We start from the raw sequence: 16,248 nt of genomic DNA on the forward strand, positions 1-16,248 counted from the left end.
ATGGGAGAAACATGGAACAAGGGAACGATTTGTGTACAGGGAGGCTATACGCCTAAAAATGGAGAACCACGTGTGCTGCCGTTATATCAAAGCACAACGTATAAATATGATACACCTGAGGATTTAGCAGCTCTATTTGATTTACGTGCTGAAGGTTATATTTATACACGAATTGCAAATCCAACCGTTGCAGCTTTCGAAACGAAGCTAAGTCAGCTCGAGGGCGGCGTTGGTGCTGTAGCAACCGCTTCTGGTCAAGCAGCGATTCAATTAGCAGTATTAAATATCGCTGGAGCAGGCGATCATATTTTGTGCTCATCTACCGTTTACGGAGGTACTCACAATCTATTTGCTGTCAGTTTACGTAAGCTTGGCATTGATGTTACATTCTTTGATCCAGAGCTGTCGGTAGAAGATATTGTTAAACTTGCAACAAGCAAGACAAAGCTCCTTTATGGCGAATCAATCGGTAACCCTGCTATTAATGTACTAAATTTTGAAGTATTTTCAGCGGCTGCAAAAGAACTAGATATTCCGCTTATCATTGATAATACGTTAGCTTCTCCGTATTTGTGCCAGCCATTTGCTCATGGAGCAAATATCGTGGTTCATTCAACTACGAAATATATTGATGGGCATGCAAGCTCAGTAGGCGGAGTCGTAATTGACGGCGGAAACTTTAACTGGGATAACGGAAAGTATCCAGAACTTGTCCTGCCAGATGAAAGTTATCACGGCGTGCAATATTTGAAGGACTTCGGAGCAGCTGCCTATATCGTAAAGGCACGCGTTCAGCTTCTTCGTGATTTTGGTAACTGTATTAGCCCATTCAATGCCTACTTAACAAATATAGGCCTTGAAACATTACATTTACGTATGGAACGTCACAGCCAAAATGCGCTAGCGATAGCAAAATGGCTAGAAAAGGATGAAAGAGTAAGCTGGGTAAGCTATCCTGGCTTAGAAAGCAGTAAATATTATGAGCGCAGTTCAAAATATTTACCTAAAGGTGCAAGCGGCGTGATTGCCTTTGGTGTAAAGGGCGGCATAGAGGCAGCTTCTGACTTTATTAAAGAATTAAAGCTTGCAACGCTTGTTACCCATGTAGCAGATGCAAGAACACTTGTCATTCACCCTGCTAGTACAACGCACCGTCAGCTTACCGAAGAACAGCAACGCGGATGTGGTGTTACACCTGATTTAATTCGTCTATCGGTAGGGATTGAAGATGTAACCGATATTATTGCTGATTTAGATCAAGCTTTAGCTGGAGGAAAAAAATATGCCAATAATCGTGGATAAGGATTTACCAGCACGTAAAATCCTGCAAAACGAGAATATTTTTGTGATGACGAAGGAGCGTGCCTCCTCGCAAGATATTCGACCGTTGAAAATCGCGATTTTAAATTTAATGCCTACAAAGCAGGAAACAGAAGCACAGCTGCTACGCCTACTTGGAAATACGCCGCTTCAAGTTGATATACAATTGTTACACATGGAATCACATACATCCAAAAATGTATCGCAAGAACATCTCACAAGCTTTTATTCTACCTTTCGCGAAGTGGAAAATCAGCGATTTGATGGCCTCATTATTACTGGTGCTCCTGTAGAGCTTCTCCCATTTGAAGATGTCGATTATTGGGAGGAACTAAAACGAATTATGGAATTTTCCGTTACGAATGTAACATCTACCTTGCATATTTGTTGGGGAGCACAGGCAGGCTTGTATTATCATTACGGCATACCGAAATATACACTTGAAGAGAAGATGTTCGGGGTGTTTGAGCATGAGCTGCAAGGAGATTACGTGAACCTGCTACGAGGCTTTGACGAACAGTTTTATGCACCTCATTCACGACATACCGAAGTAAGAGCGGAGGATATTGCCCGCGTGCCAGAGCTGCAATTACTTGCGCAATCAAAAGAAGCAGGTGTACATCTTGTAGCAGATAGCGGAGGGAAGAATATTTTTGTCCTAGGTCATAGTGAATATTCACGTAATACGCTAAAAGGAGAATATGATCGAGATCAAGACAGGGGACTATCTATTGCAGTGCCGAAGCATTACTACCGTAACGATGATCCAAAGCAAACTCCATATGTTACGTGGAGAAGTCACGGTAGCCTGCTCTTTTCTAACTGGTTAAATTACTACGTCTATCAAGAAACGCCTTATCAAATATAAAGTGAAACTTCCCTCGGTGGGGGGTTCTCTCATCCCCCACCGAGGGTTAGCAAAGGCCAATTCGGACTTTTATGGGCAGTTGTCCCCCACTTATCCTTCTTCGATTTCTCAAAACCTTGAAGTGAGGGTCTTACTGCCCGTTAAAGCGGGATAAAGGGCCAGAATCAGATAGGTGAAAGCAGTTTCCACACTGCTTTCACTTTTTTCTTACAATCTGATAAGAGAGCTATAGATGAAAAGGCCGGCGGGTTAATATAATAGGCACAATTTTTTTCTGAAATTTCATAAAACGTTGTTTTTTAAATTTTCAACTTATATAATTGCATATAAAGTGAACATTTATAAGTAGTTATTCTTATGGGAATATATTACATTCTGATAGATTGTTAGAATGGATAAACATTAGATAGAAATAGGGGTGGACGATCGTGAAAGAGATAAAAGTAGGATTGTTAGGACTCGGCACCGTCGGTAGTGGTGTGGTCAAAATTATTGAGGATCATCAAGACCGGTTACGTCATCAACTAGGTTGTCCTGTAAATATTGCAAAGATACTTGTGAAAAATATAAAGAAAGAGCGGGACGTCCGCATTACCCCGACGATGTTAACCACTGATGTAAATGACATCATTTATAATAAAGATATCCAGATTGTAATTGAAGTTATGGGTGGCATAAAGGAAGCTCGTGAGTATGTACTTACGGCGCTAAATAATGGAAAGCATGTAGTGACTGCTAACAAAGACTTAATGGCCCTGCATGGGGCAGAGCTTCTATCTGTAGCGAAGGAAAATCATTGTGATTTATTTTACGAAGCAAGTGTTGCCGGGGGGATTCCAATCCTTAGAAGTATTGTAGAAGGCTTCTCATCTGATCGTATTAAGAAAATGATGGGGATTGTGAATGGTACGACAAACTTTATTTTAACGAAAATGTCGAATGAAGGAAAAGCCTACGAAGACGTATTAAAGGAAGCGCAGGCACTTGGCTTTGCAGAAGCAGATCCATCCTCCGATGTAGAGGGTCTTGATGCTGCTCGTAAAATGACAATCTTGGCATCGCTCGGATTTTCAACTAAGGTGGAGCTTTCAGATGTAAAGGTGAAAGGTATTACTTCGATTACAGAAGAGGACTTAGCTTATAGTACGGAGCTTGGATATACGATGAAGTTAATCGGTATTGCCAAGCGCGATGGTGAAAAGCTAGAAATTAGCGTGGAGCCGACATTACTTCCTAATAGCCATCCGTTAGCATCCGTACAAAACGAATTTAATGCCGTGTATGTCTTCGGCGAGGCCGTAGGAGAGACGATGTTCTATGGACCAGGTGCTGGGAGTTTACCAACGGCTACATCCATCGTATCCGATCTTGTAGCTGTTATTAAAAATATGATTCTTGGTGTCACAGGAAATAGTATTGTAACAGCACAATATCCGAAAATATTGAAGGGTGATCATGAAGTGTTTACAAAGTATTTCTTGCGGCTACATGTGAAGGATGAAATAGGAGTTCTTGCGAAAGTAACCACCCTATTCTCTCTAAATGAAGCAAGCTTTGAGAAAATCGTTCAAATGCCTCTTGAGGAAAAAGGAACTGCTGAAATTGTGATTGTTACACACCGTGTAGCGCTGTCAAATTACAATGCACTATTAGCAGCATTGGAAGCAGTAGAAGCGGTGAAGTGTGTGAAAGCAAGCTATCGAATCGAAGGAGATGAAAAATGATGTGGAACGGTCTTCTATCACATTATAAGGAATTTTTACCAATAACAGAACAAACACCTAATCTTACATTGAATGAAGGAAACACACCCCTTATCCATTTAGATACACTATCGAAGGAATGGGGAATTGATCTATTTGTTAAGGTAGAGGGGGCAAATCCTACAGGATCCTTTAAGGACCGCGGCATGGTAATGGCGGTTGCCAAGGCGAAGGAGGAAGGAAGCGAAACGATTATTTGCGCTTCAACAGGAAATACCTCCGCTTCCGCTGCTGCTTATGCAGCGCGCGCAGGCTTGAAATGTATCGTTATTATTCCAAACGGAAAAATTGCTTATGGAAAACTGGCTCAGGCGGTTATGTATGGAGCCGAGATTATTAGCATTGATGGAAACTTTGACCATGCACTGCAAATGGTCCGTAAGCTAAGTGAATCGTCTCCGATTGCACTTGTAAACTCCGTTAATCCGTACCGTATTGAAGGACAAAAGACATCTGCATTTGAAATTTGCGATGCCCTTGGGGCGGCACCTGACATTCTTGCCATTCCAGTAGGGAACGCTGGTAATATTACGGCTTACTGGAAGGGATTCAAAGAATATAATGATAAAAAAGGAACGGGCCTTCCGGTTATGAGAGGCTTCCAAGCTTCCGGGGCAGCGCCAATTGTTCGCGGCCATAAAATTGATAATCCTGAAACGATTGCAACGGCAATCCGTATCGGGAATCCCGCAAGCTGGGATAAGGCAGTCGCAGCAGCGAATGAATCGCACGGCAAGATTGATGAAGTTACGGATGACGAAATTTTAGAAGTGTATCAATTGATTGCACAGAAGGAAGGCGTATTCGCAGAGCCGGGCTCTTGCGCTTCCATTGCAGGAGTGCGAAAGCAGGTACTTTCTGGTGAGATTCCTCAAGGAAGCCGCGTCGTAGCCGTCCTTACAGGAAACGGCTTGAAGGATCCGAATACGGCTATTGAAACGAAGCATATTAAGCCTGTTGTTCTTCCAAATGATGAGGAAGTGGTATTTGCACATATTAAAGGAGTGGTCATGCAATGACATCCAGTCCCATGTTCACCGTACAAGTACCAGCTAGTACAGCAAATATAGGACCAGGCTTTGACTCAATCGGACTTGCGGTGGACAAGTTTTTATGCGTTCGCGTTGCACCTTATACATCTTTTAGATGTGAAGCAAAATCAGCGATTCTTCAAGATACGCCGACCGATGAAAGTAATTTATTGTTTCAAACAGCGATTGATGTTGCAAATAGGTATGATCGCACCCTTCCATTTTGCAAACTGGAAGTATCCAGTGACATCCCGCTCGCTAGAGGATTAGGAAGCAGTGCCTCTGCCATTGTGGCAGGCATTGAAATAGCAAATGAGCTTTGCAACCTGCAATTGACGCTACAAGAAAAGCTTGATATTGCCTGCCAGGTGGAAGGACATATGGATAATGTAGGAGCATCGATTTTCGGCGGACTTGTTGTCGGCACGTATGATGGCGAACGTGCAATGCTCGTAAACAAAGCATTACGCCAAGTGGAGCTAGTAGCAGTCATCCCTTCGTATGAATTAAAAACATCGGATTCACGCAGTGTATTGCCAAAGAGCCTTTCTTACAAGGAAGCAATTCAAGGTAGCGGTATTAGCAATCTTCTTGTAGCAGCTTTGTGGCAGGAAAATTGGGACATGGCCGGAGAAGCTATGAAGAAGGATCTCTTTCATGAGCCGTATCGCGCGGCCCTCGTCCCAGAGCTTAGCGCATTGAGGGAGATAGGGAGTCATCCCTATATGTACGGGTTTACGCTTAGCGGCGCAGGTCCTACCGTACTGTGCTATGTTCATAAAGGCAAAGGAAAAGCTGTGCAAAAAGAGCTGCAAGCTATGTTTCCTGCATGTCAGGTAGCTAATCTGCATGTTGTGAATGAAGGAAGCAAAGTCTTGCACTCTCCTTTAGAGGAAAGTATGTAATAATTTTACAAATTACGATAAAATTACAAAAAGTATCCCTTAATTTAGGGATACTTTTTTCTTTCCCTCTAGCAGGTGGTATAATATGGGCGTTAGTGAACGGATAGAAACGAAAACCTTAAAATCGTAATCTCTATTTTTAACATATACTGCAGGCTTTATCTATAGTTAGAAGGATGGTGACAATGCATGAGATTTAAAATCATTAAATCCCTCTTGGCCCTCACAATCGTTTCACTCGTATTATTTGCATTTGGGTTCACCCTCGCAGTGAATGATATTCTGCATCCGAAAGCCTCTGTGATTACGAAACAAACAGCAGAGACAGCTGAGGCGAAAAAGCCCGATACCTTGCAAATTGTCAGTCTAGGTGACTCTCTCACCCGAGGGGTAGGAGATAAAGAAGGACTTGGTTATATTGGTCGCTTGCGAACAAGTTTAGAAACGGATTATAAACAAAAGGTTGCCGTAAACAATTTAGCTGTTACGGGTGCAAGAACGCCGGATTTACTTAAGCAACTTACAGATAATGGAGTGAAATACTCTATTAGTCGTGCCAATGTGATTATACTTACCATCGGTGGTAATGACGTATTTCCAGGCTGGCAGTCCATTGGAGAGACGGACTTAACGCAATATCGTCCGGATGTAGCAACCTTTCAAGATAATGTGAAAAAGATCATTACGCAAATTCGCGAAATAAACCCCGATAGTCCTATTTATTGGCTCGGTTTGTATAATCCTTTCGAGGATGTACCAGAGCTAAGAGGATCTGGCTCTGTTGTAGTAGATTGGAATGATGCATTAACGAAAGCAACCCTTGATGCAAAAGGGGTATATATTGTACCTACGTATGACCTATTCCAGGGTAAAGACAAAGACCTGCTTTACTCAGATCATTTTCACCCGAATGAAAAGGGATATACGCTTATGGCGAATCGCCTGCTGCAAAGTATTGTTAGTCAGTTTAATATTGCGGCGAAGGGAGAGACGAATCCATGACTGATGTGCTTTCCGTACGAGGACTCAAGAAGGTAATTGGCAAGAAAACCCTTGTAGAAAACATTTCATTTGATGTAAAGGAAGGGGAAGTATTTGGATTTCTTGGACCAAACGGTGCAGGAAAAACGACGACGATACGAATGCTAGTGGGACTAATCAAAGCAACAGAAGGAAGTATCACTGCCTGTGGCTTTGATATCCAAACACAATTTCAAAGAGCGATGCGGCAAATCGGAAGCATCGTAGAAAATCCAGAGCTTTACACGTATTTAACCGGTTGGGAAAATCTAAAGCAATTTTCACGGATGCTCGGGGGAATCCCAGATGAACGGATCATGGAAATTGTGAAGATGGTACATCTCGATTTGCGGATTCACGATAAGGTCAAAAAGTATTCTCTTGGAATGAAACAACGTCTAGGGATTGCCCAAGCCTTGCTTGGCAATCCCAAGCTATTAATACTTGATGAGCCGACGAACGGCCTGGATCCCGCAGGCATTCGTGAGCTGCGTGAGTTTATTCATATGCTCGTCAAGGAGAAAAAAATAAGTGTTTTCATTTCAAGCCATTTACTTAGCGAAGTACAGCTCATTTGCGATCGCGTTGCCATCATCGACCATGGAAATATGATAACAGTGGCAACGATTGACGATTTGCTTAAAAAAGCAGCAGATCGAATAGAATGGACGGTTACGCCGGTAGAAAAGGCAGAAGCTTTGCTTCGGGCGCAAGGAGTGAAGGAAGTATCAGTATCAAACATGGATAGCAGACTTTTCTGCCGTATGCCTCCGGCAAGCGTTAGTACGTATACGAAGATGTTTGTCGAACATGAAATTGCTGTACACAGCGTGAAAGAAATAGTATTTACGTTAGAGGATCTCTTCATGGAGCTTACAAGGGGGGAAGAACATGCGTGAATTTGCCGGACTGCTCTATAACGAAGCAGAGAAGATTTATCGAAAGAAGCGTCTTGCTGTGGTTTTGTTAATCCTGCTCGTTCTCACTCCTATATTTGTTTATGCTCAATATCGCCAAGTAGAAACCGCGCAGCAGCGTCTTGGTACGACCGATTGGCGTGTATCTTTGCAGCAGCAAATTGTTGATACACAAAATCGGTTGAACAATTCCCGCTTGCCTGAAGAGTGGAAAGCGTGGCTTAAGGTGCAGATATCTCAGCAGCAATATTATCTGGATCATAATATTAATCCGAATGCACCCGGTGCTCCTACCTTTGTCAGAGGATTCATTGAGCAAGGAATTACCATGTTTGTTCCTCTGCTTGTTATGATTGTTGCCATTGATATCGTATCGGGCGAACGGAGTGAAGGTACGATTAAAGTGTTACTTACAAGACCAATTCGAAGATGGAAAATTTTACTGAGTAAATATGTCATGATGCTTTTGTTTGTTTCCTTTATTCTGCTGGTTATTGGCATATTATCCTATCTTATATCCGGCCTTGTCTTTGGCTATTCTGGATGGAGTCTTCCAATCTTAACAGGGTTCATTACGCAAAATGACAGTCTAAATACGAGCTTCGTTCATCTTATTCCGCAGTGGAAATATATTTTAATGGACTTTGGTCTAGCTTGGTTTGTGGCAGTGGTCGTTGGAACGATTTCGTTCATGGTATCGGTATTAATTCGCAATACAACTGCGGGGATGGGCGTTATGTTTTCGGGTCTCATTGCTGGTAGCATTTTAAGCGGATATGCAACTTCCTGGGAAGGGGTTAAATACATTTTCAGTGTCAATCTATCTCTTACTGATTATTTATCCGGACAACTACCTGCGCTAAAGGGATTGTCGATGAGCTTTTCGCTAATCAATCTTTCTGTTTGGGCAATCGTATCGCTGTTTGTCGCATTCTTTGTATTTACACGGCAGGATATATCGAATTAAGAAAGGGTTACCTTTTGCATGGGCAGTCAGGTCATTAGGGGTATACATTTTGTGAGCCATACATATCTCCCTCTTTTAAGAAAGTAAAAAAGTAAGTACAATGATTATCGAGTTAATAAAGAGATGGGACGTGAAGAAATGGCAGGCAAGCTACAGAATGATTGGGCATCCCTTATGGACGATGAATTTGCAAAACCATATTTTAAGGATCTCCGTCATTTTTTACTGGATGAGTACAAGGCACATACCATATACCCATCGAAGGATGATATACTAAATGCCTTACAATTTACGGATTACAATGATGTGAAGGTTGTAATTTTAGGACAAGACCCGTATCACGGGCCAAATCAAGCGCAAGGACTGAGCTTTTCCGTTAAACCGGGTGTGAAAGCACCGCCGTCCTTGCAAAATATATTCAAAGAGCTTCATGATGACATTGGCTGTGAGATTCCGAATAATGGCTCTCTCGTACCATGGGCTAAGCAAGGTGTGCTTCTTTTGAATACGGTGCTAACCGTACGCCAAAGTGAACCGAACTCCCATAAGGGCAAAGGATGGGAAACATTTACGGACTACATCATTCAGCTTATTAATGAACGAGAAAAGCCTGTTGTATTCGTACTATGGGGTAAGCATGCGCAAGCGAAAAAAGCACTTATTACGAATGACCGTCATCTAATCATCGAAGCACCGCATCCAAGTCCGTTTTCGGCACGCCGCGGTTTCTTTGGAAGCAAGCCGTTTTCTACTTGCAATGCATTTTTGCGTAAACAAGGTCAACCAGAAATTGATTGGGCGGTACCTAATATTTAGTAGATTCGATAGCAGTATTTATAGTAAGCTTTGTTATAGTGATACATTATTTCTTTTCATTGGACACTCGTTCTAGGATGCAGCCTCTGCATTCTACGAGCAAGGTGTCCTTTGTTTTTGATTTGTAATGTCCAAAGAAAGCATCCAATTCAGCTGTATGAAAATATATTTTTCTCAGGTCGTATTTTGCTGATGTTTGTCGTATACTTATATTCATATATTATTTTTGTGATTTTCCAATGAGTAACAATAAGACAATGCATTTGACAATTCCATAGACAAATTGAACGATGAATTAACTGATTAATCAATAAAATAGGAATTGTCACTTTTTCTTCTTGTTACGAACGTTTGGAAAGTTTATTAAGTTAGGGAAAGTGTGTAATTTGGGGCTTAGTGTGGAACGATTTGTTAAGAACAGATTTGTAATGAAATACTAAGCTTAGCTACTATTATTGCAGCAGGGGGAGTCTACAGTGGATAACAAGGGTTTAAAGAGAGGACTTGAAGCAAGGCATATAGAGATGATTGCCTTGGGCGGTACGATTGGCGTTGGATTATTTATGGGATCAGCGAGTACGATTCAATGGACTGGACCATCTGTAATGCTAGCGTATGCGATCGCCGGGCTTTTTATATTTTTCATTATGCGTTCGATGGGAGAAATGCTTTATTTAGAGCCTACCACGGGTTCGTTTGCAACATTTGCCAAGGAGTATATCCATCCTTTAGCAGGCTATATGACAGCGTGGAGTTATTGGTTTCAATGGATTATCGTAGGAATGGCGGAAATAACGGCTGTTGGGATGTACATGAATTATTGGTTTCCTAACCTACCCCATTGGATACCGGGTTTAATCGCTATGATTATTCTAGGTCTTGGCAACATCGTCTCTGTTAAATATTACGGAGAATTTGAATTCTGGTTTGCGTTAATTAAAATTGTCACGATTGTTATTATGATTATCGTAGGGCTGGGTCTTATCTTTTTCGGAATCGGAAACAACGGTCATGCGATAGGATTATCCAATCTTTGGGTAAATGGCTTTTTCACAGGTGGCTGGAAAGGATTTTTCTTTGCGCTATCCCTTGTAGTAGCAGCTTATCAGGGAGTAGAGCTTATCGGTATAACGGCTGGTGAAGCGAAAGAGCCAACGAAGACATTAACAAAAGCAATTAAAAATGTTATTTGGCGTATTTTAATCTTTTATATTGGGGCAATCTTTATCACCGTTACAGTCTATCCTTGGAATCAGCTAGGGACGCTCGGCAGCCCGTTTGTCTCAACCTTTGCCAAAGTTGGTATTACTGCTGCAGCGGGGATTATAAACTTTGTGGTAATCACAGCAGCATTGTCTGGGGCCAATAGTGGTATTTACAGTACAGGACGTATGCTCTACTCGTTAGCAATGAACGGTCAAGCTCCTAAACTTTTTGCGAAGGTATCGAAAAACGGAGTTCCAGTGTACACTATTTTAGCTACATTTATTGGGTTAGGGATTGGTGTAGTCTTGAACTACTTTGCTCCTCCAGAGCTTTTCCTTTATGTATACAGTTCAAGTGTTCTACCCGGAATGATACCTTGGTTTGTCTTGGTCATTAGCGAGCTTAGATTCAGAAAAGTACATGCTAATGAAATGGATAGCCACCCTTTCAAAATGCCTTTTGCTCCGTACAGCAATTATGCTACCATTGTATTTTTATTGCTTGTGCTTATAGGAATGTGGATTAACCCTAGTACTCGAATATCCCTTATTGTTGGGATAGTCTTCCTAGCTATCGTCGTAGCGAGTTATTACATTTTTAAAATGGGAGAGCGAGTACCGTTAGATAAAAATCGATAGAAAATGAAGGGGCTATCTCTGAAGAAAAAACTTCTGAGATAGCCCCTTTGCTATATTTATTTAGTTTGCTTGTACGGTAGTTTTTAAAACAAATGATTCCACAACTTTCGCCACGCCATCATTCATGTTCGTGTCAGTAACATAGTTTGCCTTGGCCTTTATATCATCGGGGGCATTGCCCATGGCGACACCAAGTCCAGCAAATTGGATCATGGCTAAATCGTTGTAGCTATCGCCCATAGCAATGACTTCTTCCTGCTTAATGCCAAGTTTTTGAATCAAATGAGCAAGGCTTGTCCCCTTTGTGACGCCATTTTCTGTGAATTCTAGGAAGAATGGCTTAGAGCGCATAACGCTAAGGTCCCCACTTAATTCTTCTTGCAGCTTCTTCTCCACGACTGCTAGTCGTTCTGGGTCTTCCAGCATAAGAATCTTTACAACCGGTTCAGATACCGCTTCTTTAAAGCTAGCAACCTCTGCAATCGGTAAACCCGTAATGACGTGTTCGGTTTCTGTATATTTACAGCTTTCATCGGTTACAATGGAATCCCCAACGTAGGTGAGAATCCAAACGTTTTCTCGTTTACTAATATCATAGAGACGATGAACGGTTTCAGGCGACAATGTGCTGCTAAAGAGTTCTTCGTTTGTTTTGCAGTTGGTAATCTTTGCTCCATTAAAGGATAATAAAAAACTGCCGTATTCTTCTAAGTGCAATTCCTTTGCTATGCCACGCATTGCGTACGTAGGACGTCCTGAAGCGAGTACGACTTTCACTCCTGCTTCTTGCGCCTTCATTAAAGCATCTTTCGTACGTGGTGAAATAGTATGATCATCACGTAATAGCGTATCGTCTAAATCTAACACAATCATTTTGTATTCCATAGTGATGAGTCCTTTCTGGAATGGATTTCACCCTCTTATCCTATCAATATTAGGTAAAGAGCGCAATGAAAGTCTTATTCTATTTTTTGCTTTTTTGTGGAAAGGGTAGGGGCGTGATATGATAAATGAAAAGAATCATACGACATAGATAGTAGGAATGGGAGGTCAAGAATATGCATATACCAATTGGGGTTATTTTAAACAAAATTGAAAGTGAGCTATCCCTTGCAAAACAAGAGCAGCATTCTGAACGAGTACGGGAGCATTTAGCAGCTGTTCGCACGCTTTGTGACATCGTGCTGGATGTAAAACAGGAGACATTATCCCAAGTGCCGCCATCCACTACTGACATAAAAGCAGTCCAGCGTGTATATGAAGAGGAAGATGATGCAAATGGAAATTCCCTCTTGGATTTCTAAAGGTGGAATCTTTTCCAAAATTTCTTTATCATAAAGGAAAGGGAGTGGGTGATTACATATGAAAATATTCTTTCTATTAGGATGTGTTATGGCTTTCTTAGCTGTTGCCCTTGGAGCGTTTGGTGCCCATGGATTAGAAGGTAAAATATCAGAAAAAATGTTAAAAGTTTGGGAAAAAGGTGTTACGTATCAAATGTTCCATGCGGTTGGTTTATTTGTGGTAGCATTCTTAATGGCAAAATTAAATTCCTCGCTTGTATCAACGGCGGGTTGGTTCATGTTCGCTGGTATTATTCTTTTCTCAGGAAGCTTGTATGTATTAAGTACTTCAGGGATCAAAATACTCGGTGCCATTACTCCTTTTGGTGGAGTGGCCTTTCTAGTGGCGTGGGCATTGCTCGCAGTTGCAGCGGTAAAAGGATTGTAATAAAGAAAGCTGGCAGGATATTCTGCCAGCTTTCTTTTATCTTGGTGGATAAGTCGCAGTTGGTAATTGGGGAAAATAATTGATTTCACCAGGAAATTCAACGAAATCCAAATATACCATAAGCAATAAATAGCGTTTGCCTGTTGTTGGATCACTTATGACAATGTGATCACGTCCAGCTGCTTCAATAATACCTGTATACTTCTGTGTGCCCATCTGACTGCCTCGTTCATAGGTCATATATACTGTCGCCGGTTTGCCTTTATTAAGACGAAGAATATTTTCAATGTACGATTGCTCAAGAGGCAGCATGCCTTGTGATATCGCATACTGAGCTTGAGCTGCTTGAGCTGCTTGCTGCGCTGTTGTTGGTTGCGGTTGTGGATAGGAAGGAATCTGTCTTCCCGATGGCTGATAATAGCCTCCGCCTCCACCGTAATATGGATTTTGACCTTGACCTGCCATTATACCCCTCCTCATTAAATCGAATACACTTTTGGACAATCATCTCCGCTAGGCTGATAGAAGCAATGACTCTTAAAACGACCTGAATTTTCTTGATTATACCAAGTGTTCGGGCAATCTCCAGTCGGTCTGAAGAACCAAAGCCCATAGGTTGCCGGCCAATGGCGCTCGCCATTAATCGCTCTTCTTGCAAGGTCCATATCGCTCTCCCGGGCACGCTGATAAAAATATCCTTTTTTCGTTGCCTCAAACCCACCAGGATCTTGAAACACCATTTGCTGTATAGTTCGGATGTTTTTAAAGTCTAAGCAATCGCAAAGTACACGGTTTACACCTACATTTCCTACCATCAGCATTCCGAGCTGGCCATCACCTTCTGCTTCTGCTCTCATCAGCCTGGCGAGTAACTTTACATCTTCTTCTGTATAAGGAATGACAGCTATTTAGGTCACCTCGCTTCCGAGCTTATTAACAAGGGAGCTCCCATACAAAGCCAAAACGTATAGTGCTTTTCAATTAAACATATGATTGAAAAATAAAAATTAGTACGATGCAGGATAAGTAAAAAATAAGCGGGGGGCGATTGGAAGGAACCTGCAGCAGGTAAGCTGCAAAACGAAACAAAAAAACACTAGGCGTATCCTAAATGCCTAGTGTTTTTTCCTTAAATGTGTAAAAATTTCGCTACGCTTTCCAGTGGAAGAATGTTTCCAACGAAGAAGGAACCGAATTCGCCGTAACGTGCACTTACTTCATCGAAGCGCATTTCATAGACGAGTTTTTTGAATTCAAGAACGTCATCTGCAAAGAGAGTAACGCCCCATTCATAATCGTCGAAGCCAACTGAGCCGGTAATGATTTGACGAACTTTACCAGCATAGGTGCGGCCGATTTTGCCGTGGCTAGCCATAAGCTCTCTTCTTTTTTCCATCGGAAGCATATACCAGTTGTCATCGCCTTGACGACGTTTGTCCATTGGATAGAAGCAAACGTATTTCGCTTTTGGCAATGCTGGGTATAAACGTGATAATATGCGTGGATTTTGATACGGATCTTCGTCCGCAGGTAAGTAATTGCTAAGCTCTACCACTGATACATAGGAATAAGTAGGAATGGTGTACGCTGCAAGCGTTGTTTTATTGAATTCGTTTTCAATTTCATTTAACTCTTCCATTGTAGGACGTAAAATCATAAACATAATGTCTGCTTTTTGTCCGACAATTGTGTAGATAGCATGGCTTCCAGCATGAGCTTCCTCGGCTTTGTTCCATTTTTCTGCCATATGTAAAAATTCAACAATTGCCTTTTGACGCTCATCGCTTGTTAACTGTTTCCAAGCTACCCAATCGATTGAACGGAAGTCATGTAAACAATACCAGCCATCTAAAGTTTTTGCTGCTTCACTCATTTCCTCGTCACCTCGAGACCTTAATATGATATACATCTTTACTATAGCATAATCTAGCAAAAAAACAGAATCGGGACAATTCTACACAAAAATTTGTCATAAATAACACGAAAAAATCATCTCTATTAAGGTGTACATACGTTTAAAATAATAACAAACACCCGATTCTAATAGAAATACATATCAGTTATCTTAGACCTAGGAGGATGTTCATATGAATCATTTATTTCAAGAAATGAAAGAAAAGCTGCCTCATCATATTAAGATCGTATTTCCAGAAGGAACGGATGAGCGGATTTTAGCAGCTGCGCAGCGATTAGCAGATGAGGAAGTCTTAACCCCTATTTTATTAGGAAATGAGAGTTCGATAAGAGATAAAGCTCACACTATGAATCTATCCTTACAGGGCATATATATATATGATCCTGCAACCTATGAAGAGATGGATCAAATGGTAATGGCATTTGTGGAGCGACGAAAAGGCAAAGTAACAGAAGAGGAAGCACGCCGCATCTTATTAGATGAGAATTACTTTGGTACGATGCTTGTTTACTTAGATAAGGCGCATGGGTTAGTAAGCGGAGCAGCACATACTACCGCTGATACCGTTCGGCCGGCGTTACAAATCATTAAAACAAAGCCAGGTGTAAACAAAACGTCTGGAGCATTTATTATGGTTCGGGAAGAAGAGCGATACATTTTTGCAGATTGCGCAATTAACATAACACCAACGAGCCAAGACTTAGCGGAAATTGCGGTGGAGAGTGCAAAGACAGCACAAATGATCGACCTTGAGCCGCGGGTTGCGCTCTTAAGTTTTTCGACTAAAGGGTCAGCGGTCTCACCGGAAACGGAAAAGGTTGTGGAAGGGACGAATCTTGCAAAGAAGCTAGCACCTGGGCTACCCGTAGACGGGGAGTTTCAATTTGATGCAGCGTTTGTCCCTTCCGTGGCTGCGAAAAAAGCGCCGGATTCCATGTTACAAGGAGATGCGAACGTATTTGTTTTTCCAAGTCTGGAAGCTGGGAATATTGGATACAAAATTGCAGAGCGTCTTGGGGGCTTCGAAGCCATTGGACCTATTTTACAAGGGTTAAACAAACCAGTGAATGATCTTTCTCGCGGCTGTAATGCAGAGGATGTCTATAAACTAAGCATTTTAACAGCGGCACAGACATTATAAAGGTGAATAC

General features: G+C 41.7%; 17 protein-coding genes. 13 read left to right on the forward strand and 4 right to left on the reverse strand.

What is annotated here, in order from left to right; all coding sequences use genetic code 11:
- The 10 genes from ACM5BR_RS11250 to ACM5BR_RS11295 all read left to right on the forward strand — a co-directional run bounded on the left by ACM5BR_RS11250 (nt 1) and on the right by ACM5BR_RS11295 (nt 11,451).
- Nucleotides 1-1,302, forward strand: a complete 1,302-nt coding sequence (locus tag ACM5BR_RS11250) for a bifunctional O-acetylhomoserine aminocarboxypropyltransferase/cysteine synthase (RefSeq protein ID WP_416828584.1) — start codon at nt 1-3, stop codon at nt 1,300-1,302.
- Nucleotides 1,283-2,188: a homoserine O-acetyltransferase MetA gene (gene metA / locus ACM5BR_RS11255; RefSeq protein ID WP_416828001.1), complete on the forward strand. Its 906-nt coding sequence runs from the start codon at nt 1,283-1,285 to the stop codon at nt 2,186-2,188. The genes ACM5BR_RS11250 and metA overlap by 20 nt, the downstream gene beginning before the upstream one ends.
- 428 nt (nt 2,189-2,616) lie before the next feature.
- The gene (locus tag ACM5BR_RS11260; protein WP_416828002.1) at nt 2,617-3,912 is read left to right on the forward strand and encodes a homoserine dehydrogenase; all 1,296 of its coding nucleotides are present in this window, start codon (nt 2,617-2,619) and stop codon (nt 3,910-3,912) included.
- Nucleotides 3,912-4,970 carry a threonine synthase gene (gene thrC, locus ACM5BR_RS11265; protein WP_416828585.1) on the forward strand — a complete coding sequence of 353 codons (1,059 nt, stop codon included), beginning with the start codon at nt 3,912-3,914 and terminating at the stop codon, nt 4,968-4,970. Before ACM5BR_RS11260 ends, thrC begins: the two co-directional genes overlap by 1 nt.
- Nucleotides 4,967-5,887 carry a homoserine kinase gene (thrB, locus tag ACM5BR_RS11270; RefSeq protein WP_416828003.1) on the forward strand — a complete coding sequence of 307 codons (921 nt, stop codon included), beginning with the start codon at nt 4,967-4,969 and terminating at the stop codon, nt 5,885-5,887. Before thrC ends, thrB begins: the two co-directional genes overlap by 4 nt.
- 189 nt (nt 5,888-6,076) lie before the next feature.
- The gene (locus tag ACM5BR_RS11275; protein WP_416828004.1) at nt 6,077-6,889 is read left to right on the forward strand and encodes an SGNH/GDSL hydrolase family protein; all 813 of its coding nucleotides are present in this window, start codon (nt 6,077-6,079) and stop codon (nt 6,887-6,889) included.
- Complete coding sequence (locus ACM5BR_RS11280; RefSeq protein WP_416828005.1) at nt 6,886-7,806, forward strand: ABC transporter ATP-binding protein; 921 nt, start codon at nt 6,886-6,888, stop codon at nt 7,804-7,806. The genes ACM5BR_RS11275 and ACM5BR_RS11280 overlap by 4 nt, the downstream gene beginning before the upstream one ends.
- A complete protein-coding gene (locus tag ACM5BR_RS11285; RefSeq protein ID WP_416828006.1) occupies nt 7,799-8,791 on the forward strand; it encodes an ABC transporter permease in 993 nt (330 codons plus the stop codon). Before ACM5BR_RS11280 ends, ACM5BR_RS11285 begins: the two co-directional genes overlap by 8 nt.
- 138 nt (nt 8,792-8,929) lie before the next feature.
- Nucleotides 8,930-9,607, forward strand: coding sequence for a uracil-DNA glycosylase (locus ACM5BR_RS11290; protein ID WP_416828007.1), 678 nt, complete (start codon nt 8,930-8,932; stop codon nt 9,605-9,607).
- A gap of 476 nt (nt 9,608-10,083) precedes the next feature.
- The gene (locus ACM5BR_RS11295) at nt 10,084-11,451 is read left to right on the forward strand and encodes an amino acid permease (RefSeq protein ID WP_416828008.1); all 1,368 of its coding nucleotides are present in this window, start codon (nt 10,084-10,086) and stop codon (nt 11,449-11,451) included.
- A 60-nt stretch (nt 11,452-11,511) separates the two neighbouring features.
- Here the strand turns inward: ACM5BR_RS11295 and ACM5BR_RS11300 are convergent, their stop codons facing one another.
- On the reverse strand, nt 11,512-12,336 hold the full coding sequence (locus ACM5BR_RS11300) for a Cof-type HAD-IIB family hydrolase (RefSeq protein ID WP_416828009.1): 825 nt from the start codon (nt 12,334-12,336) through the stop codon (nt 11,512-11,514).
- 173 nt (nt 12,337-12,509) lie between these two features.
- On the opposite strand from ACM5BR_RS11300, the gene ACM5BR_RS11305 reads away from it, so the two are divergent.
- Both ACM5BR_RS11305 and ACM5BR_RS11310 read left to right on the forward strand, forming a co-directional pair.
- Nucleotides 12,510-12,755 (forward strand): YwdI family protein, encoded by a 246-nt coding sequence (locus tag ACM5BR_RS11305; protein ID WP_416828010.1) that lies wholly within the window; start codon nt 12,510-12,512, stop codon nt 12,753-12,755.
- A gap of 58 nt (nt 12,756-12,813) precedes the next feature.
- Nucleotides 12,814-13,182: a DUF423 domain-containing protein gene (locus ACM5BR_RS11310; RefSeq protein WP_416828011.1), complete on the forward strand. Its 369-nt coding sequence runs from the start codon at nt 12,814-12,816 to the stop codon at nt 13,180-13,182.
- 36 nt (nt 13,183-13,218) lie between these two features.
- Here ACM5BR_RS11310 and gerQ read toward each other — a convergent pair whose 3' ends face one another.
- The 3 genes from gerQ to hemQ form a co-directional block, all read right to left on the reverse strand.
- Nucleotides 13,219-13,647, reverse strand: a complete 429-nt coding sequence (gene gerQ, locus ACM5BR_RS11315) for a spore coat protein GerQ (protein WP_416828012.1) — start codon at nt 13,645-13,647, stop codon at nt 13,219-13,221.
- A 14-nt stretch (nt 13,648-13,661) separates the two neighbouring features.
- Nucleotides 13,662-14,090, reverse strand: a complete 429-nt coding sequence (locus ACM5BR_RS11320) for a cell wall hydrolase (RefSeq protein WP_416828586.1) — start codon at nt 14,088-14,090, stop codon at nt 13,662-13,664.
- A gap of 221 nt (nt 14,091-14,311) precedes the next feature.
- A complete protein-coding gene (hemQ, locus tag ACM5BR_RS11325) occupies nt 14,312-15,055 on the reverse strand; it encodes a hydrogen peroxide-dependent heme synthase (protein ID WP_416828013.1) in 744 nt (247 codons plus the stop codon).
- A gap of 214 nt (nt 15,056-15,269) precedes the next feature.
- Here hemQ and pta point away from each other — a divergent pair, with 214 nt between their 5' ends.
- Nucleotides 15,270-16,238, forward strand: a complete 969-nt coding sequence (gene pta, locus ACM5BR_RS11330) for a phosphate acetyltransferase (protein ID WP_416828014.1) — start codon at nt 15,270-15,272, stop codon at nt 16,236-16,238.
- Nucleotides 16,239-16,248: the final 10 nt, after the last annotated feature.

The sequence above is a fragment of the Ectobacillus polymachus genome (genome assembly GCF_048159605.1).
Lineage (GTDB): Bacteria > Bacillota > Bacilli > Bacillales > Bacillaceae_G > Ectobacillus > Ectobacillus polymachus.

Coding starts and splice junctions, on each gene's coding strand:
- thrC (WP_416828585.1), top strand. CDS start 3,912: ATGTGGAACGGTCTTCTATCACATTATAAGGAATTTTTACCAATAACA.
- thrB (WP_416828003.1), top strand. CDS start 4,967: ATGACATCCAGTCCCATGTTCACCGTACAAGTACCAGCTAGTACAGCA.
- hemQ (WP_416828013.1), bottom strand. CDS start 15,055: ATGAGTGAAGCAGCAAAAACTTTAGATGGCTGGTATTGTTTACATGAC.
- ACM5BR_RS11250 (WP_416828584.1), top strand. CDS start 1: ATGGGAGAAACATGGAACAAGGGAACGATTTGTGTACAGGGAGGCTAT.
- ACM5BR_RS11285 (WP_416828006.1), top strand. CDS start 7,799: ATGCGTGAATTTGCCGGACTGCTCTATAACGAAGCAGAGAAGATTTAT.
- ACM5BR_RS11305 (WP_416828010.1), top strand. CDS start 12,510: ATGCATATACCAATTGGGGTTATTTTAAACAAAATTGAAAGTGAGCTA.
- ACM5BR_RS11300 (WP_416828009.1), bottom strand. CDS start 12,336: ATGGAATACAAAATGATTGTGTTAGATTTAGACGATACGCTATTACGT.
- ACM5BR_RS11280 (WP_416828005.1), top strand. CDS start 6,886: ATGACTGATGTGCTTTCCGTACGAGGACTCAAGAAGGTAATTGGCAAG.
- ACM5BR_RS11310 (WP_416828011.1), top strand. CDS start 12,814: ATGAAAATATTCTTTCTATTAGGATGTGTTATGGCTTTCTTAGCTGTT.
- metA (WP_416828001.1), top strand. CDS start 1,283: ATGCCAATAATCGTGGATAAGGATTTACCAGCACGTAAAATCCTGCAA.
- pta (WP_416828014.1), top strand. CDS start 15,270: ATGAATCATTTATTTCAAGAAATGAAAGAAAAGCTGCCTCATCATATT.
- gerQ (WP_416828012.1), bottom strand. CDS start 13,647: ATGGCAGGTCAAGGTCAAAATCCATATTACGGTGGAGGCGGAGGCTAT.
- ACM5BR_RS11275 (WP_416828004.1), top strand. CDS start 6,077: ATGAGATTTAAAATCATTAAATCCCTCTTGGCCCTCACAATCGTTTCA.
- ACM5BR_RS11290 (WP_416828007.1), top strand. CDS start 8,930: ATGGCAGGCAAGCTACAGAATGATTGGGCATCCCTTATGGACGATGAA.